Source organism: Kushneria aurantia DSM 21353 (assembly GCF_000382245.1).
Classification (GTDB): domain Bacteria; phylum Pseudomonadota; class Gammaproteobacteria; order Pseudomonadales; family Halomonadaceae; genus Kushneria; species Kushneria aurantia.
This window is the reverse complement of the sequence record NZ_KB907862.1, coordinates 146,905-166,891: the sequence shown is the minus strand read 5'-3', so window position 1 is coordinate 166,891 and position 19,987 is coordinate 146,905. Positions and strand designations below refer to the sequence as shown.

The window sequence follows — 19,987 nt, the reverse complement described above, 5'->3', positions numbered from 1 at the left end:
AGCCGATTTTTTGTAAAAAAATCAGTTGCTCACCATGTTGTCTCAACGGTTGTGAAACTGCGCGCGGTGCGGGCACAGTCTCTGCGAAGGCTGTGCACAAGATCCCTTTTTACCCACAGGCGTTGCTGTCCCGGTTTTTTCAACCGGGCTGTACGGCAGTTGTGCCCGCAGGCGTTCAGTGCTGCCGGCAAGTATCCGAAGCGTGCTGAAAGCCGCCGGTGACAGGAGTTGTAGGCAGAAAAGGAGAGGCCTGAAATTTTTTTTGTCCACAGGGGGAAAGCGGCATTCAGACCGGGAGCAGGAAGGCGAAAATAGCGTCAGGCGGACCTGGGGGGTGCCCGCCACGCAGTGGTGGCCCCAGGGGTGCCCGCCAGGGAGGGCAGGGCACAAAAAATCGCCGGGAGCGATTTTTGACGCCGCAGGCGGCCCCAGGGGGGTGCCCGCCAGGGAGGGCAGGGCACAAAAAATCACCGGGAGTGATTTTTGACGCCACGCAGTGGCGGCCCCAGGGGTGCCTGCCAGGGATGGCAGGGCACAAAAAATCACCGGGAGTGATTTTTGACGCCACGCAGTGGCGGCCCCAGGGGTGCCCGCCAGGGAGGGCAGGGCACAAAAACGCCTGCTCGAAGGCAGGCGTGTATTGAAGCGCTGACAGGCGGCGACTCAGACGGTAAAGGAGGCGCCGCAGCCGCAGGTGGTAGTGGCATTGGGATTTTTGATCAGAAAACGCGCGCCGGCCAGGCCCTCCTCGAAGTCCACCGTGGAGCCGACCAGGTATTGATAGCTCAGCGGGTCGATCACCATGGCGACATCGCCGTTTTCGATCACGGTATCATCGTCGTTGAGGTTGTCGGCAAAATCGAAGCCGTACTGAAAGCCCGAACAGCCGCCTCCCGTCACGTAGACGCGCAGCTTGAGAGCGGCGTTGCCCTCCTCGATAACCAGCGCTCTGACTCGCGCTGCTGCGGCGTCGGTGAAGATGAGCGGTGTCGGGACAAAGGATTGTGCTGTCCCGCTCATCGCGGCCTCCCTGTTGGATAGCGAACGGCACAGGGCCGAATGATGCCTCATTATCGTCAGCAAGGCGCCGAGGGGTCAATCGCGGCAATTGATTCATGCGCGACCGACAATATCGGCGACGCCTGAAACCGCCAATAGTGATAGGCTTGTAAAGGCCATGGCCCGGACAGGGCAGCGTCAGGGAGATCGGGTTTGCCACGCCTACCGCGTCGTATATCGCAGTGGAATCTGGAAAATTTTCGTCGCCAGCTGGCCACCGTCGATGCGCTGCCACAGCTTTGCCTGTTGGCAGTGATGTCAGGAGCATTGACCGGCATCATCATGATTGCCTTTCGCGAGCTGATCAGCCTTGGTGCCCTGCTGTTCATGCCCGAAGGGAGCGGCGAAGCCTTCGAGGCGCTGCCGATGGCGATGCGTGCGGCACTGCCGGTGATTGCCGTGGTGATCATTGGTGTGGGGCTTGGCTGGCAGAAAAAGAGTGCGCGGCGGATGGGCATCGTCCACGTCATTGAACGCTTCACCTATCACCAGGGCGTAATGGCGCGCAGTAACTGGCTCAACCAGTGGTGGGTCGGCGTTGTCTCTCTGCTGGGTGGTCTTTCCGCTGGCCGCGAGGGGCCGGCAATCCATCTTGGTGCCGGCGCCTCGGGCTGGATCGGTCAGCAGCTCAAACTGCCGCACAACAGCCTGCGGGTGCTGGTCGGCTGCGGTGTGGCGGCAAGCATTTCAGCCTCTTTCAACACCCCGGTGGCGGGGGTGATCTTCGCCATGGAAGTGGTCATGATGGAGTACACCCTGACCGGTTTCATGCCGGTGATGCTGGCTGCCGCTACCGGTGCGGTAATTACTCAGATCTACTTCGGCACCGCTCCTGCTTTCATGGTGCCCAGCGTGGTCGAGCCACAGCTGATCGATATTCCCTGGATCATTCTGATGGCGCTGGTCATCGGCATCATGGCCGGTGGCTTCATCCGGCTGGCCGGGCTCGGCAAGCGTTCGGACAAAATGAGCTGGCCCTTTCGCCTGCTGCTGGCCGGGGTGCTGACCGGCGTGGTGGCCTGTTTCTACCCCCAGGTGCAGGGCATTGGCTACGATAGCGTGACGCAGATTCTTGCCGGCAATGTGGCGCTGGATGTGCTGCTGGCGCTGGCGCTGGGCAAGCTGCTGCTGACTGCGATATCGCTGGCCTGCGGCGTGCCGATCGGGGTGGTCGGCCCGACGCTGGTGATCGGTGCGGCGGCCGGAGCGCTTTTCGGTATCGGTGCCACCGAGCTTCTGCCTACCACGGTGTCCGATGCCAATCTCTACGTCATGCTGGGTATGGCGGCAATGATGGGGGCGGTGCTGCAGGCGCCGCTGGCGGCGATCATGGCGCTGCTGGAGCTGACCCACAGCCCCGATCTGATTCTCTACGGTATGCTGGCGGTACTCAGCGCCTCGCTGACCGCGCGCCTGGCCTGGCGCACCCAGGGCTTTTTCATTACCACCCGTCAGGGGAGCACCCTGCATCCGCTGCATGAACCCTTGATGCAGGCGCTGGCACGGGTTGGCGTAGGCGCGGTCATGGACCGCAGTGTGACCGTCACCGCGGCGCAGATCGATATCGAGCGCGCTCGCCAGCTGCTGGCCTCACGACCCAAATGGCTGCTGATCCATCGCCAGACCGATCGCAGCCGCGCCGATACCGAACCGGGCAAGGCGCCGCTGGCGCTGCTGGCAGCCGACATGGCGCGGGCGCTGGATGACGACGAGGAGTCGCCGGGCTGGAAAAACGACGGCACTATCGACCTGCTGGAGATTCCCGGCAAGCGCCTCGAGCTGGCTCCCATCGATTTGCAGGCCACGCTTGCCGAAGCCTACGAGCGACTCGATGATCGCCGCCTCGACGCACTCTATGTACGCCATATTACGGCGCCCATGATGCATCGGGTATCGGGAATCATTAGTCGTGACGCCATAGAAAACTATTATCGCTGAAAGCGAACACTGCTGATCGGCGTGGCTGCCGATCCGTACCGACCGTCGACGAGGAGTTGCCATGTACAGCTGGGTGCTCAGCCTCCATATCATCGCCTTCGTGGCCTGGTTTGCCGGGCTGCTCTATCTGCCGCGTCTTTTTCTCTACCATGTGCATAGCCTGCGCCAGCAGGACGAGCAGGGCGCCAGCCGCTTTCAGGTAATGGAGCGCAAGCTCTATCGCGCCATCATGAACCCCGCCATGATCGCCACCCTGGTATTTGGCATCTGGCTGGCGGTGCTCGGCTTCAACACTCTGTTCGGTGCCGTCTGGTTCTACCTCAAGCTGCTACTGGTCGTGGCGCTGATCGGCTATCAGCATGTCTGTCTTGCCAATCTCAAGCGCTTTGCCGCCGGTACCAACCGCCGCGGCCGGCTCTATTTCCGCGTTTTGGGCATGATACCGGCGCTGCTGCTGATCGCCATCGTGGTACTGTCGGTGGTCAGGCCCTGGTGAGGCAGCTGCCCAACGTGCTGGTGCTTTCCGGCCACGACCCCACCGGCGGCGCCGGCATGATCGCCGACGTTGAATCGATCCGCGCGCTGGGCGGTTGGCCGCTGACGGTACCCACGGCGCTGACGCGCCAGACCACCCGCGACGTGGTAGCGGTCGAGCCCAGGCCCGCCGAGGAGATCGAGGCGACGGCGCAGGTGGTCATCGACGACTGCCCCATCGCTGCTATCAAGGTGGGGCTGATCGCCGACGACGCCTCGCTTGCCGCAGTCGTCGCTCTCTGCCGCGCCCACCCCGAACTGCCGATCGTTGTCGATCCGGTTCTGAAGGCAAGCGGCGGGCGTGAACTCTCGAATCATGCATTGCTGAAGGCGTTCGTGCGCCATCTGCTGCCGCAGGCTACGCTTTTGACACCCAATCTTGCCGAGCTGGCACGACTATCGCAGGGTGTTGGTGACGTTTTGCAGCAGGCGCAGCGGCTTCTCGATGCCGGTGCCGAGGCGATTCTGGTCACCGGCACCGATACGCCCGGTGAAGCCCCCGGTGAGCAGGTGACCCACCGCCTGTTCACCAGTAGTGGTGCCATACACGAATGGCACTGGCCCAGACTGGCAGGGGAGTTTCACGGCTCCGGCTGTACGCTGGCCGCCGCTATTGCAGTGCAGCTGGCAAAAGGCGATGAACTGACGGCCGCCTGTGCCACCGCGCAGCGGTTCAGCTGGCAGGCACTATCGCAGGCGCTGAACCAGGGGAGCGCTCAGGCACTGCCCGACCGTTTGTGGCACTGTGCCGGCATGAATTCCGATCGAGGAGAGAGGTAATGCCAGCATGGCAGCATGGTCTTTACGCCATCACCGACGAACATCTGCTGGGCGACGACGCCCGCCTGATCGACGCCTGCGAGGCAGCGCTGTCGGCGGGCATTGCGCTTCTACAGTACCGCGACAAGTCCGCCGACGAGGGCAAACGAGAACGTCAGGCGCGGGCGCTCAAGGCGCTCTGCGATCAGTATCGGACACCGCTGATCATCAATGACGATGCGGCGCTTGCCTGGCGCCTGGGCGTCGGGGTTCATTTGGGGCGGAGCGACGGTTCCATTGCCCGCGCGCGCAAGGCGCTGGGCCCGGAGGCGATCATCGGCGCCAGCTGCCAGGGCAGCCTGGAGATCGCCGAACAGGCCAAACGTGAGGGGGCCAGCTATGTCGCCTTCGGGCGTTTCTACCCCTCGACGACCAAGCCCGATGCTCCCGAGGTGGATATCGCCGTGCTCGAACAGGCGGCGCGCCTTGAACTGCCGCGCGTCGCTATCGGTGGCGTGAACAGTGACAATATTGGCGCCACCGTGGCGGCCGGTGCCGATCTGGTGGCGCTGGTGGCGGCGATTTTTGCTTCACGGGATCCGGCTGCCGCGGTCACAACGCTCAATGGTCGGGCCGGCTGGTCGGCATAGTGTTATCCACACCCGGTGGGTGGCGTCTGCGATCAACCGGCTGTGGACAGTGTTGTAATCCTGTTTTGATGCGGGCGGACGTTGAGCTGTCCGCCTGCCATGTTCGAGGAGCGTGACAATGGAAATACCGACTTCCGAGACGCTTTTTGCCCGCGCCGGAAAGCGTATCCCCGGCGGCGTCAACTCGCCGGTGCGGGCCTTCAAGGGGATGGGCCGTGCACCGCTTTTCATCTCCCGTGCCCGCGGGCCCTATCTGTTCGACGTCGAGGGGCAGCGCTATATCGACTACGTCGGCTCCTGGGGACCGATGATCACCGGTCACGCCGATCCCGATGTGCTGAGTGCGGTGCGCGACCGGCTGGAGGATGGCCTGTCGTTTGGCACCCCCACCGCGGTGGAGACCGATATGGCGGAGCTGATCTGCGAGATCATGCCGTCGATCGACATGGTGCGCATGACCAACTCCGGCACCGAGGCGACCATGTCGGCGGTGCGGCTGGCACGGGGCTATACCGGGCGGGATAAAATCGTCAAGTTCGAGGGTAACTACCACGGCCACGTCGACTCACTGCTGGTCAAGGCCGGTTCCGGTGCCCTGACCCACGGTGAGCCCAGTTCGCCCGGCGTGCCCGCCTCGCTGGCCGAACACACCATTACCCTCTCCCATAACGACAGCGATGGCGTGCGCCGCTGCTTCGAGGAGATGGGCGACGAGATCGCCTGTATCATCGTCGAGCCGGTGGCCGGCAACATGAACTGTATTCCTCCCGAGCCCGGCTTTCTCGACACCCTGCGCGAGGTGTGTGACCAGAGCGGCGCGGTGCTGATCTTCGACGAAGTGATGACCGGCTTTCGCGTCGCGCTCGGCGGCGCTCAGGCCTTTTACGACGTTACTCCCGACCTCACCTGCCTGGGCAAGATCGTCGGCGCCGGTATGCCGGTGGGCGCCTTCGGTGGCAAGCGCGATATCATGGCGCACCTGTCGCCGCTGGGACCGGTCTACCAGGCCGGTACGCTGGCCGGCAATCCGCTGGCCATGGCAGCCGGTATCGCGCTGCTCAGAAAGATCCGCCAGCCCGACTTTCATACTCGTCTCGCCGAACGGGTCGCGACCCTCTGCGACGGCCTCGAACAGCGCGCCGCGGCAGCGGGTGTCCCCTTGATAACGCAGCGCGCCGGCGGCATGTTTGGCGTCTTTTTCACCGAGCAGTCCAGCGTCAGCGACTTCGAGACCGTGACACAGTGCAACGTCGAGCGTTTTCGGCGCTTCTTTACCGCCATGCTCGACCACGGCGTTTACATGGCACCCTCACCGTTCGAGGCGGGTTTCATGTCGAGCGCTCACAGCGATGAAGAGATTGCCGCCACCCTCGAGGCCGCCGAACAGGTTTTCGCCGAACTCGAATAAGCCGACCGTCGGGCGTTGCCGGCGCCCGCCCCCTTTTGACGCGGAGCGATGTCCTTGAACCAGAGACTGCCCCCCACCACGCTGGATGAGCTGGTCGACCGGCTTGTGGTATGTCACGCCCGGGCCGCTCACTGTGCCCCTGACAGTGACGTCGGTACGCCAGGATCGGTTCGCGATTCGGCACGTCAGAGTCTGGATCGGATCCGCCTGCTGCTGGATCAGAGTGAGGACATTCGCCGTCTTGATGAGCTGTCGCAGCGCAGCGAAGAGCTCGGCCAGCGGCTGGACGCGCAGTTCGCCGAACGCCGGCGCGAGGGGCGGGTGTGCGAGATCGGCAGCGAGATGCCACGGACCGATACCGTGCAGCATGACGGGCGCACACTGCAGCTCAACGGCATCGAACCCGGAAGCGTACCGAGCTGCCGCGACGCCTGCCTTGATCTCGCCGCGCTGCTGGTGGATCTGGAGGTACGCGACGAACAGATGCTGGCCGATCATGCGCTCAATCGCTACCTGGAGTGCAGCGGCGACTACGCTCTGGTGCCACTGCTGAGCTGGTACAAGATCCTGTGCGCCATGATGGCTGCCGAGCAGGTACTACGGCGGTTGCAGCAGCCCGGACTGCAGAGCACCGACCGCGACGCGATGCTTTCCGATTACCGCCGCCATGTGGCGCTGGCCGAGCGCTACAGTGAAATGACCATTCCCTGGCTGCTGGTCAGTGTGGGTGTTGCGGGCAGCGGCAAGAGCCGTTTCACCGAACAGGTCGTGCGGAGGCTGGGCGCGCTGCGGTTGCGCTCCAACCTGGAGCGACGGCGGCTGCGGGCGACGCACGGCACCGAATCGGATGCCAGGCGCTACGATGACGCCACCAATCGCGCCACCTACGAGCGTCTCGGGGAGCTGACCGGCATTCTGCTGTCGTCGGGCTATCCGGTCTGTATCGATGCCACTGCGCTCAAGCGTACACAGCGCGATCGGCTACGGCACGAGGCCGAAAAACGCGGGCTGGCGGCGCTTCTGATCAGCTTCGAAGCCGATGACGAGACCCTGCGCGACCGGGTGCGACGGCGCAGTCTGCGCCGCGAGGAGTCGCCACAGGCGGCGATCGAGGTGCTGGATACGCAGCTCGGCGCGCGCGAGGCGTTCGGCGAAGATGAGCTGCCGTGGCTGATCCATCTCGATACCACCGCCGAAAATGCCAATACGACGCTGGTCGCGCTGATTCGCGAGCGGCTGCGACTTGATCGGCGTGGCATCTGAGTGGCGCCGGGAAGAAGCCGGTGTCGTGCTATTCGTGCGAGGAAGCACCGCGCGCTGAAGGAGCCAGTGGCGTGCCGCCCAGATTCTGGCGCACCCAGTTCATGGCCTGAATACGGTTGCTCACCTTGAGCTTGCGAAAGATGTTATAAAGATGTGACTTGACCGTATGCTCGCTGACGAACAGCTGCCCGGCAATTTCGGTGTTGGATGCGCCGGTGCCCAGCAGGCGCAGGATCTCCAGTTCACGCTGGGTGAGCCCGTTGGCCGGACGGAAGGCGTTGATCTGCTGGCGCCGGTAGAAGCGAATCAGCCGCGTCATCAGATTACGCGACATCCACAGTTCCTGGTCGATCAGTTTGGTAATGCCCTTGCAGATCAGCGCCAGTGAATCGCGCCGGTAGAAAACGCCCTGCAGCCGGAAGGTAGTGGCCAGATTGACCGCCTGATCCTCGTCGACGAGGTTGAAAGCGGCAAGCGTCAGGTTGGCCCTGTCGCCGGCGACACTTTCTTCCCAGTGGAACATGTCCTTTTCATTGACGTGATCGGCGTCGAGCAGCACCACGCGCTGAATATCATCCTCGACCGGTACCGCATCGCGTGGCGTCAGGGCTTCGACATCGCAGCCGATGCGATCGCGCACGTACTCCATGAAGAGTTCGCTCTGCGGGTTGGTTTCGGTGACCAGCAGCACCGTCACCCTGAGTTCTATATCGTTATCCACAATGCCCCCTTAAGCCTCGCCCTCGGCGCATGGTACGGGCCCATTTTAATCCGGAAAACGTCTGAATAGTGGCAAGGGTATGACACTTTTATATCAGACGCCCTAATCTAGAGTCTGTCGTCCGGCTCATCGATAAGCGTGCAGATGTTCCGCCTCGCCCCATGACGCCATAGAATGGGGCATTCACTTCACAACGGAAGTCTCTTTCATGTCCGCTTCACGCTCTCTGGTCGTGGCCAGCCATAATGCCGGTAAATTGAGGGAGTTCCGCGAACTGCTCGGGCCGCTGTCATGGCAGGTAACGTCCCAGTCCGAACATGGTATATCGGCCGCGCCGGAAACCGGCTTGACCTTTATCGAAAACGCCCTGCTCAAGGCGCGGGCAGCCAGTGTCGGCAGTGGCCTGCCGGCGCTGGCCGACGACTCGGGGCTGGCGGTGGACGCGCTGGGTGGGGCGCCGGGCATTCATTCGGCGCGCTACGCCGACGCCCACGGCGACGATCAGGCCAACAACCGCAAGCTGCTGGAAGCGCTGGCCGAGGTGCCCGAAGGACAGCGTGGTGCCCAGTATCACTGCGTGCTGGTCTATCTGCGCCACGCCGAAGATCCGGTGCCCATCGTCGTTCACAGCAGCTGGGCGGGCGAGATCCTGTCGCTGCCGCGCGGCGAGGGGGGCTTCGGCTATGACCCGCTGTTCTGGGTGCCCGACCAGGGCGCCAGCGCCGCCGAACTCTCCGCCGAGCTGAAAAACCGCATCAGCCATCGCGGTCGCGCGCTGACCGAACTGATCGAGCGCCTGGGCGAGGGATGAGTGCTGAACTGCCGCCGCTGTCGCTTTATATCCATACCCCCTGGTGCGTGCGCAAGTGCCCCTACTGCGATTTCAACTCCCATGAGCTGCAATCGTCGCTGCCCGAGCGGGCCTATATCGATGCCCTGATTGCCGATCTGGAGGCCGATCTCGATGCGGCGGCCGGCCGGAAGCTGGAGAGTATCTTCATCGGCGGCGGCACGCCCAGTCTGATCAGCGCCGCCGGCTATTGTCGCCTGCTGGATGCCATCGCCGACAGGGTGGCGCTGGCAGAGGATATCGAGATCACCCTCGAGGCCAACCCCGGTACCTTCGAGCGCGAGCGTTTCTTCGGCTTTCGTGAGGCGGGCATCAACCGACTGTCGCTGGGGGTTCAGAGCTTCAGCGATACGGCACTGGCGCGTCTGGGGCGTATTCACGGCAGCGACGACGCCCGTCGTGCGGCGGCAACCGCGCGGGAAGCCGGTTTTGATGAGCTCAATATCGATCTCATGCACGGCCTGCCGGGACAGCGCGTGCAGGCGGCGCGGGATGACATCGAACAGGCGCTGGCCCTGTCACCCACCCATCTCTCCTGGTATCAGCTGACGCTGGAGCCCAACACCGCCTTCTACTCGCGCCCTCCCGAGCTGCCCGATGAGACCGTGCTGGAGGCGATACAGCAACAGGGTGAGACGCGGCTGACGGCAGCGGGTTTCGCACGCTACGAGATCTCCGCCTGGTCGCCCCCGGGTCACGCCTCGCGCCACAATCTCAACTACTGGCGTTTCGGCGACTATCTGGGTATCGGTGCCGGGGCGCATGCCAAGCTCAGCCGTCTCGAGCAGGGCGAGCTGGTGATCGAGCGGCGCTGGAAGGTGCGCCAGCCACAGGGCTATCTGGCGCGCCACACGCCGGCACAGAAGAGCGATCCGCGCGGTTTCACCGCCGGAAGCCGTGAGGTGGACCGCGACGAGCGTGGTCTCGAGTTTCTGATGAACGCCCTGCGGCTGGTGCAGGGCGTACCGCGCGGCGACTGGTCGGCGCGCACCGGCCTCGATGATGCCCGGCTGATCCGCCAGACCGCACCGGCGGTGAGGCGCGAGCTACTCGATCTCGACAGCGAGCGGCTGCGCGCCACGCCGCTGGGGCTTCTGTTTCTCGATGACCTGCTGGCGCTGTGTGACGACGAGATTCTGGTGCGCGGCTGATTCGAGAGTATCCATAAAAGGGAAATCGCCATGCTCTCCTACCAACACGTCTGGCATGCCGGCAACTTCGCCGATGTGCACAAGCATCTCGCCCTGTTTGCGCTGCTTGAGCGGCTGATGGAGAAATCCTCCGCCATGACGCTCTTTGACACTCACGCCGGACGCGGCCGCTACCCTCTCGATGAGCCGGAAACGGCGCGGCTGGGAGAGTACCGCGACGGCGTGCTGCCGCTGTGGCAGGCCGACCGCCTCGACAATGGGTTGCTGGCGCGCTTTCGTGGCGTGCTTGATGAGGTGCAGCGCTCTCCGGGCGGCGCACAGCCCGATCACTATCCCGGTTCGCCCTGGTGGTTTGCCCGCTGCCTGCGGCGCGGCGACAGTCTGCGCCTTTTCGAGCTGCATCCCGGCGAACATCGCCATCTGGAAGAGGCTGAACTGGGCCGCGGGCGCGTACAACGCCGCCAGGGCGACGGGCTGGCAGGATTCGCCGACGCACTGCCGGTCGCCACGCCACGGCTGGCGGCGCTGATCGACCCCAGCTGGGAGGTGAAGGGGGAGTTCGCGCAGGTGGCCAAAAGCCTGGCGCAGGTGATGAAAAAGGTACGCCATGCGGTGGTACTGATCTGGTATCCGCTACTGGCCGACCATCGCCACCAGCCGCTGCTCGACGGTATTCGCAAGCAGGGTATTCGCAACGTCTGGCGCAGCGAACTGACCCGCTTTGCACCCGGCAGCGTGCGCGGCCTGTACGGCTCGGGACTTTTGCTGCTCAACCCACCGTGGCAGCTCGACCTTCACCTCGATGAGGCGCTGACCGAGCTGGCGCGCCTCTACGGCGGCGCGGCGACACATGAAAGCGGCTGGTGGGTGGCGGAGTAGCCGCACGCTGTCTGGAGAGCGTTGCAAAACGCCCCCTGACCGCCATGTGCCGAGAGCAGGTTGAAAAAAAGGGTATCGCCAAAGAGGGCGAGCGCAGCGTCCGGGGAGGATGCTTAGCGCCCTTTGGAAACCTGCCCTCGGCGCTGGAACTCGATCATGAGACACCACACTAGTGAGTAACGGAGCCCTGGCGGGAAGCAGAAGGAATTTCGGCAACTGCTTTTTGCACGCCCGTTGCGCCCAGTGAATAGGGCACTACACGCGTGTCTTCAAGCGTTGCGAAGGTGTTGATCACCTCGTCGTAGGCGCGCTTCAGCACCGGCTGGTTATCGTCGGGCTGTTGGCTGACGAATACCGTATCCAGCGGGGCCTGATCACTTTCAACAAGACGCTTCATGCGCATCAGCCACCTGTCGCCCTTGTCGATAATGGCGCTTGAGTCCTTCAGTCTGAAGCTGATCGGCTTTATGGCCTGGCGGGGGCGGCCTTCCACCTGCCACACCAGCGGTAATCTGACCTGATGCAGTTCATCGCCCAGCACACTCTCGCTGTAGGTGCGGTTCGTGAAGCGCTTCAACCAATCGCTCACCCGGCCGGTAAGCAATGCCTCATGACTCGGGCGACGATCGAAATCATGATGCACATAGCGCATGAAAAGGGTGTCCAGCTCCTTTTGTGGTGTCTCCACCATGGCGGTGCCCGGTACACTGAAACGAAAAACGGTTTCACGCGGTGCAATCAGATGGCGAAAGAGACGACGCTGACCCTCACCGTCACCGCGACTTTTCTCCATCAACTGCGTCAGCCGCTCCAGCTCCAGTACAAATTCCCGCCGTGCCGCTCTGAAAAATTGCGCGGGAAGCTTGTCGAAAAAATGGGTCACGCGCTGGCTGGCGCGGGTTTCGACCCGATATAGAAAGCGGCCGTCGCTGCACAGCATGACAATGCCCAGATTGGCAAACTCTCCCGTTTCGGGATAGGGCTGAAAGCGCAGCACGGCGTAGTTACACACAAGGGTGCTCATGGCGCACTCCAGAATGACGCTTCTCGTAGTCTCTGCAGATAATAGAGTAGCGTATCAGGATCGGGGATAATCGGCAGCGTCTGCTCGACGGGATCAACAAAACGCCACTCTTCGGGTATCAGATCGATGATGTCGTCCCACTCCTCGAGCGCGGTTTCCATAAGCGTCTGATATCGCGCCTGCACTTCCAGGTCTTTCAACTTCTCACGCTGATGACTGAAGACATGACGGGCGAAGTCGCCCGGCGTGTCGTCGAAGGCCAGGTTGTGATCAATCACGACCAGTTCGTCATGCTGATCAAGCAGCAGATTAACGTTACCGCCCTTTTCGGTAAGGAAACGATCATGGTTGTTGGTCCATATATCGAACAGGAGTACACGCTGTTGCAGTTCGGCCGGGACTTTCGCTAATTGTTCGAATGCCAGTTCGCGGCTATAGGGCACGAGGCGAGAGGCGAAAGCGGGGCCATCGGCCAGATCATCCTCTCTTCCTGAAGGTTCAAGGCGCTTTGCGAAGGTCACGACTGCGCCGCATCGACGGATCGAATCTCCGCTGCAATCTGCTCGCTGACCTGTTGCCAGCCCGCCGACAGGGCGCGCACCAGCGCCGCATAGCCATCCTCGCCGAGCGGCTGTTCGACGTTGAAAGCGCGCTGGCTGATCAGGCCGCCGTCGCGGTCGCGCAACTGATAGCGCCCGGCAACCACCGCCACGCCATCGTAGCGTCCCTGAAAGGCGGTGAGGTCGACACGCACGCCGATATCGAGGCCTTCGAGCGTCGTCCCTTCCATCATCACCCGCCGCCGGTCGAGATTGTCTTCCAGCGTCTGGCGCAGGGCTCTGGTCAGCTGCGCGGCGATGCTGTCGGCCCACAGGTGGCCCTGGGCCTCGTTGATCTCGATATCGCTGAGCTGATAGATCACCCCCTGACCGTTGAGATAGTCCGCCATGCGTATTGGCGAGACCGCTACCTGCGGTGCCGAGGCGGGAAGACCGCTGTCGGTCGGTGAAGCGGCCACCTCGGCACCCGGCAGGGTGTAGCGGTGAAACTGAGTCGCCTGGCCGGCACAGCCGGCCAGCAGCGCCGCTGCCGCCACACCCAGCAGCGGCTTTAACCATCGCGACGGGCGGATTGTGTCGATGCTCATGGGCGGGCCCTCGGTACCGGATCGGCGATCTGATCGCGATTGAAGATCAGGGAGTTGGGTTGTTCGCTGATGGTGCGCGCAGCCGGCTGCAGCGAGCGTATCAGCTGTTCCAGTTGCTCCAGCGTGGAAACCAGTTCGCCGTAGGCCGGCGCGTCGCTGGAGTAGCCCGACAGCGTGCTCTCGATGCGGCGCAGAGTGTCACGCACCTCGCCGGGCAGCGCTCGGGTGGCTTCGTCGTCGAGCACCTCGTTGAGGTTCTCTGCGGTGGCGTTGAGCTCATCGATCAGCGCCTGCGAGCTGGCCAGCGTCTGATTGAGATTGTTGAGCGAATCATTCACCGGCAACTGGTTGAGCTTGTCGAGCAGCCCCGTCACCTTCTGCTCGATCTGTGCGAAACCGCCCGGCTCGCTGGGGAATATCGCAACGTCATCGTATTGTCTTGGCGTCCAGGCGGAAGGGTTCTTGACGAAGTTGGTATCGACGAACAGCGCGCCGGTGAGAAGGTTGCCGGTAGCCAGTGAGGCGCGCATGCCGTTTTCGAACATGCGGTTGAAACGATGGCGCCACTGATCGAGCGACTGTTCGTCGACCTCTGCCTGCAGCCGCTGCGGCTCGATGCGGATCAGCACCGGAATGCGGAAGCTCTCGACCTGGTTCTCCCTGAGCTGATCGATGCGCCACGGCACCGAATCCACCGTACCGATGCGCACGCCGCGATACTCCACCGGCGCGCCGCGGGACAGCCCGCGCACGGTATCCTCGACCATCAACACGTAGCGCAGATAGTAGCTGAAGCTACCCTGCAGGGCGTCCTCCTCGTCGCTGTAGAGGGTAAAGGCCAGATCGCTGTTTTCGCCGACCGGCTCGCCGGGCGGAATATCCTCCGGTACGCCGAAGGTGACGCCGCCGCTGACCAGTGACTCGAGCGAGGCGAGGCCCAGCGAGAAGCCCTCCGAGTTGAGATCGAAGTTGATTCCCGAGGCAAGCCAGAAGCGGGTATTGCTGGTCACCAGCGCTTCATAGGCCTGCTGAATGAAAAGTTGATAGTGCACCACACGGTCTTCGGTATCGAACTCGACCTGCTCCACCCGGCCGACGGTAAAGCCCTGGAACAGCACCGGGTCACCGACGCTGAGCGACCCGGCGTTGGCGCTGGTCAGGTGCAGTCTCAACCCCTGGGCGTCGGGGGGGGCCACCGGCGGCTGATCGAGCATCGTGAAGGTGCGCTGCTCCTCTTCGGCGCTGCCCGGCTGCAACTGGATATAGGCGCCGGAAAGCACGGTGTTCAGACCGCTGATGCCTTCGCGACCGATGCGCGGCTTGACTACCCAGAAGCTGGTATCGGCATTGAGCAGACGCTCGGTACCCTGGTTCATGCGCGCATGGATGACCGCATGGCTGGTGTCCTCCGACAGGGACACCGAAGTGACCTGCCCGACGTCGACGTTACGCGCCTTGATCAGGGTGTTGCCGGGACTGATGCCCTCGGCGTTATCCATGATCAGGGTGATCTGCGGGCCCTGCGAAGAGAGGCTGTGGAAAAGCATCCAGGCGCCGATCAGCGCGGCGATCAGTGGAATCAGCCAGACCGGTGAGATGTGACGGTGCTTCTTGCGGCGGGCGGTCGCGTCGGTTTCGCTCATGGCCCCGTTTCCTGTGGTTGCCCTGCAGCAGCAGGCGAACTGGATGTTGACGTATCGGCACCCGAGTCGGTGCCCGGGTTACTGTCGACGGCGTCCCAGATGAGCCTGGGGTCAAAGCTCATCGCAGCGATCATGGTGATCACGACGACCGCGCCGAAGGCGATGATACCGGGCTCGGCGGAGACCGACATGAGACTGCCCAGGCGCACCAGCGCGGCCAGCAGCGCCACCACGAAGACATCGATCATCGACCAGCGGCCGATGAATTCGGTAATCCGATAGAGCCGGGTACGCACTTCGGGACGCCAGGGCTGTGGTCGGCGCACCTTGAGACACAGCCAGCCGAGCGCCAGAAGCTTGGCGATGGGCACCACAACGCTGGCGATGAAAATAATCGCGGCGATGGGGAAGTCGCCGTGATCGAGCAGCAGCAGTATCCCGCCCATGATGGTCTGGGTGGTGGTCTCGTCGAGACTCGATACCGTCATGATCGGCAGCACCATCGCCGGAATGTAGAGCAGGATGGAGAGCAGCACCAACGCCATGGTGTGCTGCAGGCTGAAGCGCCGGCGCAGATGCAGCTTCTCGCCGCAGCGACGGCAGTGGCAGGGGCAGGGGCTGTGGTGGCGGTAGTCGTTGAGGGTACCGCATACCGGGCAGCCGGCGACCTTTTGTGCCCGGCCGCTGTCGCCGGCCACGACATGCGCCGGCGGCGGCGGTTCCGCGGCGATGCGCTCCCACAGCCAGTCGCTGTCGATACTGCGGGTGAGCAACAGCATCAGTACCACGAACAGGCAGAAGGCCCAGAAAGAGACGCCGAAGCCGATGGTGGCCAGCGACATGATCTTGACCAGACTCACCAGCACCCCGATCAGAAACACATCGCCCATCATCCAGTGTTCGAAGTGGCGCAGGGCACGCAGCATCAGCCGCGCCTTTGGCGGCTGGTGATCGAGCAGCAGGGCGGCGTGAATCCAGATCATCTGGGCCAGAAACAGCAGCGGTATCAGCACCAGCACCAGCCATAGCACAATTGCCAGCAGGGTATAGCTGCCGCTGGAGAGAATGGCAATGGCGTCCGTCAGGCTGATGGCGCGCTCGATACCGCGCGCCGAAAAGGAGATGAACGGAAAGGCGAGCGCCGTCACCAGCGCCACGGTCGCGGCGACCGCCAGTGCCAGGGCGTGCTGGGCCGGCGCGCGCTTGCGCGCCATCAACTCATGATCGCAGCGTGGGCAGCGGGCGCTCTGTGAATAGTCGAGCGGCGGTATGACGCTGACCAGATCGCACTCATGGCAGATCCGCAGCGGCCGGGAAACGGAAATCGTGCTGGCGATGAGGCACTCCACGATCGACAACGCCAAGGGCCTTTACCGGGGCAGGAGGGCAGCGGTCGGCGCTGTGGCAAAAAAAATTAAACATTCGCTTGTGTATGTAAATAGCATTGACTGCCCGCTTCGACAAGACCGCTGTCGTCACGATCGGCTCAGGGCGCTTCAGGCTGATGCCAGAGATGATAATAGACCCCGTCGGGGCGGCTCAGTAGCGCCTCGTGCGAGCCCTGCTCGACGATACGGCCCTGCTGCATGACAAGAATCGCGTCGGCGTCGATCACGGTCGACAGGCGGTGCGCCACCACCACCATGGTGACCCGCCCCTTGAGGGTCGACAGCGCCCGGTTGAGGCGCGCCTCGGTGAGGCTGTCGACGCTGGCAGTGGCCTCATCCAGCAGCAGTACGCGCGGCCGGCGCAGCAGCGCCCGGGCCAGCGCCAGCAGCTGACGCTCGCCGGTCGATAGTGTCAGGCCGCGCTCGCCCAGCGGCGTTTCCAGCCCATCCGGCAGCCGGTCGATCAGCGCTCGTAGCTGGGCCTCGTCGATCGCTCGGGCGATCGACGCCTCGCTGGCCTCGAGCCCCATCAGCAGATTGTCACGCAGGGTGGTCGAGCGCACGAAGGGCTCCTGCGGCACACTGGCGATAGCGGCGTTGAGCACCTCGGGGGCGAGCGTCTCGATGCGCCGGCCGTCGAACAGCAGTGCGCCGCCGGAGACCGGCTGCAGCGCACAGAGCAGGTCCAGCAGGGTCGACTTGCCGCTGCCGGTGTGGCCCACCAGGCCCAGAAAATGCCCTTCGGCGATATCGAGACTGATGTCGTCGAGGGTGTTGGCGGCGGCGCCCTGATGGCGAAAAACCAGCTGTTCGAGGCGGTAGTCGGCGCGTGCTATGGGCCGGTGGTCGTCACCGCTTGTCGCCTGCGGGCGATCGAGCAGGGTCAGGATGCGGTTACCGGCAACGCCTGCCTGCTGAAAGATATTGAAGCGCTGGGTAATCTCGATCAGCGGCTCCGAGACGCGTCCCAGCCAGGTGACGAAGGCGTAGAGTACACCGATTTCGGCGCCGCCCTGAAGGCTGTCGAGGCCGTAGGCGATCAGCAGCGCGGCGAGAATGATCACCCCCACCAGGTCGAGCGCCGAGCGCAGCAAAAGCCCCGAAATACGGATGGTGTGCAGCCGGGCGTGATACTGGGCGACGTTGAGGCGGTGATAGCGCTCGCGAAAGCGCTCGGTCTGGTTGAACGCCTGCAGTACGCCCATGCCGCCGATCGCCTCGTTGATACGCGCGTTCTGGTCGGCGCGCAGCCGCCGAACTGCCATGGCGGCGGGACCACTGGCGCGCTGATAGCCCCAGATCACAACGGCGGCGACCGGAATCAGAGTGGCGGCGATCGCGGCCAGCTGCAGATCCATCAGCGCCATTGCCAGCAGAATGGCGACCAGCAGCACCAGGTTCTGCAGCACGGTGGCGAGAAACTCGACGTAGAGTTCACGCAGGTCGTCGGTGTCGTTGGTTACCCGCGCCACCATCTCGCCGGTCGGGGTGGCGTCGATAACGTGCTGCGGCAGGCGCATGACGTGACGAAACACCCGCTGGCGCAGAGCGTGCACCGCGTCCAGCGCAATGCGGGCGAACCACAGGGTCTGCAGATAGCGCCCCAGCGCCGCGATCAGCTGGCTGGCCACATAGAGGCCGGCGAGCAGCGCCAGCGGCGCGAGGCGCCAATCCTCGGGCACCAGATAGCCGTCGATGTAGTGCTTGATCAGCCAGGGGCCGAGCACATCCATGCCGGTGGCCACCAGCAGCACGCCGGCGGCCAGCGCCAGCCGTCCCGGCGCGCGGCCCAGCGGTCGCAGCATCATGGCGATCAGGCGACGATTGATCACGTTGGCTCCTCGCCGCTCTGCTGGCGCCACAGCCGGGCGTAGTGGCCGTCGCGTGCCAGCAGCGCGTCGTGGCGCCCCTGCTCAACGGCGCGCCCCTCGTCGAGTACCACAATATTGTCGCACTGCTGCACGGCCGACAGGCGGTGGCTGACGATCATGCGCGAACGCCCACGCTGGCGCGTCAGGGTCTCGAGCAGTTGCCGCTCGGTGCTCTGATCGACCGCCGACAGGGTGTCATCGAGCAGCATAATGGGCGCCTCGGAGAGCAGCGCACGGGCCAGCGCGACCCGCTGACGCTGGCCGCCGGAAAGCGTGACGCCGCGCTCGCCGATACGGGTAGCAAGGCCGTCGGGCAGCTGTGCCAGGTCGGTGCCGAAGGCGGCGGCCTCGAGCGCGTCGACGATCGCCGCCGCGCTGGCCTGCGGCCTGCCCAGCGCGACGTTCTCACCCAGACTCGAGGCGAACAGGAAAGGGTCCTGGGGCACGTAGGCGTACATGCCGCGCAGCGCTGCCAGCCGGTAGTCATCGAGCGGATAGCCGCCGAGGTGAATCTGCCCCTTCTCGAGCGGATACTGGCGCAGTAGTAGCCGTATCAGGGTGCTCTTGCCGCTGCCGGTGGCGCCCACCACGCCCAGGCTTTCCCCCGGCGGCAGCCGCAGATGTAAATCGCGCAGCGCCGCTGCTGTGGCCAGCGGGTAGGTGAAATCTGCGATATCCAGCTGCAGATCGATGGCCTCGGCCGTGTCGCGCTCGCCGGCGTCGACAATGGTCTCGCGCTCGTTGAAAAACGCGATCAGCCGCCGTGCCGCCGCCTCGCCGCGCTGCAGAATGTTGAGGCACCAGCCGAGTGCGAACATCGGCCAGATCAGCTGCACCAGGTAGAGGGTGAAACTGGTCAGCTCGCCCAGCGTGATGGCGCCTTCCAGATAGCGCCAGCTGCCCGCCGCCACCGTGGCCAGCATGGCGCTGCCCAGCGCCAGAAAGACCACCGGATCGTAGCGCGCCTCCATGCGCTGCACGTTGTAGCCGGCGCGGGCGTGGGCCTCGGCGCGGCGGTCGAAGTCGGCGATCTCGGCTTCGAGCAGCGAGTGCTGACGCAGCAGCCGCAGCCCGGCGATCGCCTCCTGGGTACGGTCGTTGAGTTCGGAAAAGCGTGTCAGCGAGTCGCCGAAGTGGCCCTGTACCCGCCGCGCGACCTGATAGAAGCCCCACGCCATGAAAGGGAAGGGCACCAGCGCGATCAGTGCCAGCGGTGCATCAATGACGAACACCATCATCGCCAGTACCAGCACCAGCGTCAGGGCGCCGTCGATGCTGGAGAGTACGCCTTCGCCGGCGGCCACCTCCACTGCGTCGATATCCTGGGTCGAGCGCGCCAGCAGATCGCCGCTGCGCCGGCGCTGGAAAAACCCCGGATCGAGGCGGGTCAGCTTTGCATAGAAACGATCACGCAGGTTGATGCCGAGCTGGTAGGAGGCGCCGAACAGCAGCATACGCCACAGATAGCGCAGCCCGTACATCGCCAGCGCTGCCGCCACCAGTATCATGGCGCGCTGCCAAAGCTGATCGGCGGCGAGAGCGCCGCGGTCGAGGGCGTCGATGATCCGTCCCGCCCACCAGGGCAGTGCCATGTTCAAAAGGCCCACCCCCAGCAGCGTGGCGATGGCGAGCAGATAGCGGCGACGGTGTCGCTTGATGAAGTCGAGTAGCAGCTGGCGCAGTGCCATGGGATCAGCGATCG

General features: G+C 63.9%; 18 protein-coding genes. 9 read left to right on the top strand and 9 right to left on the bottom strand.

Annotated elements, in window-relative coordinates; genetic code table 11:
• Positions 1-663: 663 nt before the first annotated feature.
• Positions 664-1,020 (bottom strand): iron-sulfur cluster insertion protein ErpA, encoded by a 357-nt coding sequence (gene erpA, locus H146_RS0100805; RefSeq protein ID WP_019949939.1) that lies wholly within the window; start codon positions 1,018-1,020, stop codon positions 664-666.
• Positions 1,021-1,212: 192 nt separating this feature from the next.
• On the opposite strand from erpA, the gene H146_RS0100800 reads away from it, so the two are divergent.
• The 6 genes from H146_RS0100800 (at position 1,213) to H146_RS18055 (ending at position 7,611) form a co-directional block, all read left to right on the top strand.
• Positions 1,213-2,997, top strand: a complete 1,785-nt coding sequence (locus H146_RS0100800; RefSeq protein WP_019949938.1) for a chloride channel protein — start codon at positions 1,213-1,215, stop codon at positions 2,995-2,997.
• Positions 2,998-3,058: 61 nt separating this feature from the next.
• Entirely contained in the window at positions 3,059-3,493 is a 435-nt protein-coding gene (locus H146_RS0100795; protein ID WP_019949937.1) for a CopD family protein, read from the top strand.
• The gene (gene thiD, locus H146_RS0100790) at positions 3,490-4,311 is read left to right on the top strand and encodes a bifunctional hydroxymethylpyrimidine kinase/phosphomethylpyrimidine kinase (protein WP_019949936.1); all 822 of its coding nucleotides are present in this window, start codon (positions 3,490-3,492) and stop codon (positions 4,309-4,311) included. The genes H146_RS0100795 and thiD overlap by 4 nt, the downstream gene beginning before the upstream one ends.
• Positions 4,311-4,940, top strand: a complete 630-nt coding sequence (gene thiE, locus H146_RS0100785; protein ID WP_019949935.1) for a thiamine phosphate synthase — start codon at positions 4,311-4,313, stop codon at positions 4,938-4,940. The genes thiD and thiE overlap by 1 nt, the downstream gene beginning before the upstream one ends.
• 124 nt (positions 4,941-5,064) lie before the next feature.
• Positions 5,065-6,348 (top strand): glutamate-1-semialdehyde 2,1-aminomutase, encoded by a 1,284-nt coding sequence (gene hemL, locus H146_RS0100780; RefSeq protein WP_026351659.1) that lies wholly within the window; start codon positions 5,065-5,067, stop codon positions 6,346-6,348.
• A 54-nt stretch (positions 6,349-6,402) separates the two neighbouring features.
• A complete protein-coding gene (locus H146_RS18055) occupies positions 6,403-7,611 on the top strand; it encodes a P-loop nucleotide/nucleoside kinase family protein (RefSeq protein ID WP_019949933.1) in 1,209 nt (402 codons plus the stop codon).
• Between the two features lie 28 nt (positions 7,612-7,639).
• On the opposite strand, the gene H146_RS18050 is transcribed toward H146_RS18055, so the two are convergent.
• Complete coding sequence (locus H146_RS18050; RefSeq protein WP_245558676.1) at positions 7,640-8,332, bottom strand: LuxR C-terminal-related transcriptional regulator; 693 nt, start codon at positions 8,330-8,332, stop codon at positions 7,640-7,642.
• Between the two features lie 208 nt (positions 8,333-8,540).
• Between H146_RS18050 and rdgB the strand changes: the two genes are divergently transcribed.
• The 3 genes from rdgB to rlmJ are packed head-to-tail and all read left to right on the top strand — an operon-like array spanning position 8,541 to position 11,212.
• The gene (gene rdgB, locus H146_RS0100765; RefSeq protein ID WP_019949931.1) at positions 8,541-9,143 is read left to right on the top strand and encodes an RdgB/HAM1 family non-canonical purine NTP pyrophosphatase; all 603 of its coding nucleotides are present in this window, start codon (positions 8,541-8,543) and stop codon (positions 9,141-9,143) included.
• Complete coding sequence (gene hemW, locus H146_RS0100760; protein WP_019949930.1) at positions 9,140-10,333, top strand: radical SAM family heme chaperone HemW; 1,194 nt, start codon at positions 9,140-9,142, stop codon at positions 10,331-10,333. The genes rdgB and hemW overlap by 4 nt, the downstream gene beginning before the upstream one ends.
• 30 nt (positions 10,334-10,363) lie before the next feature.
• Positions 10,364-11,212: a 23S rRNA (adenine(2030)-N(6))-methyltransferase RlmJ gene (gene rlmJ, locus H146_RS0100755; RefSeq protein ID WP_019949929.1), complete on the top strand. Its 849-nt coding sequence runs from the start codon at positions 10,364-10,366 to the stop codon at positions 11,210-11,212.
• Between the two features lie 169 nt (positions 11,213-11,381).
• On the opposite strand, the gene H146_RS0100750 is transcribed toward rlmJ, so the two are convergent.
• From H146_RS0100750 to H146_RS0100720, 7 genes are all read right to left on the bottom strand, one after another.
• Positions 11,382-12,236, bottom strand: a complete 855-nt coding sequence (locus H146_RS0100750; protein ID WP_019949928.1) for a DUF3037 domain-containing protein — start codon at positions 12,234-12,236, stop codon at positions 11,382-11,384.
• A complete protein-coding gene (locus tag H146_RS18045; protein ID WP_019949927.1) occupies positions 12,233-12,757 on the bottom strand; it encodes a HipA family kinase in 525 nt (174 codons plus the stop codon). The genes H146_RS0100750 and H146_RS18045 overlap by 4 nt, the downstream gene beginning before the upstream one ends.
• Entirely contained in the window at positions 12,754-13,383 is a 630-nt protein-coding gene (locus H146_RS0100740; protein WP_019949926.1) for a PqiC family protein, read from the bottom strand. Before H146_RS0100740 ends, H146_RS18045 begins: the two co-directional genes overlap by 4 nt.
• A complete protein-coding gene (gene pqiB, locus H146_RS0100735) occupies positions 13,380-15,026 on the bottom strand; it encodes an intermembrane transport protein PqiB (protein WP_019949925.1) in 1,647 nt (548 codons plus the stop codon). Before pqiB ends, H146_RS0100740 begins: the two co-directional genes overlap by 4 nt.
• Entirely contained in the window at positions 15,023-16,390 is a 1,368-nt protein-coding gene (locus H146_RS0100730; protein ID WP_156826635.1) for a paraquat-inducible protein A, read from the bottom strand. The genes pqiB and H146_RS0100730 overlap by 4 nt, the downstream gene beginning before the upstream one ends.
• A gap of 122 nt (positions 16,391-16,512) precedes the next feature.
• The gene (locus H146_RS0100725; RefSeq protein WP_019949923.1) at positions 16,513-18,246 is read right to left on the bottom strand and encodes an ABC transporter transmembrane domain-containing protein; all 1,734 of its coding nucleotides are present in this window, start codon (positions 18,244-18,246) and stop codon (positions 16,513-16,515) included.
• Positions 18,243-19,973 carry an ABC transporter ATP-binding protein gene (locus tag H146_RS0100720; RefSeq protein ID WP_019949922.1) on the bottom strand — a complete coding sequence of 577 codons (1,731 nt, stop codon included), beginning with the start codon at positions 19,971-19,973 and terminating at the stop codon, positions 18,243-18,245. The genes H146_RS0100725 and H146_RS0100720 overlap by 4 nt, the downstream gene beginning before the upstream one ends.
• Positions 19,974-19,987 lie beyond the last annotated feature (14 nt).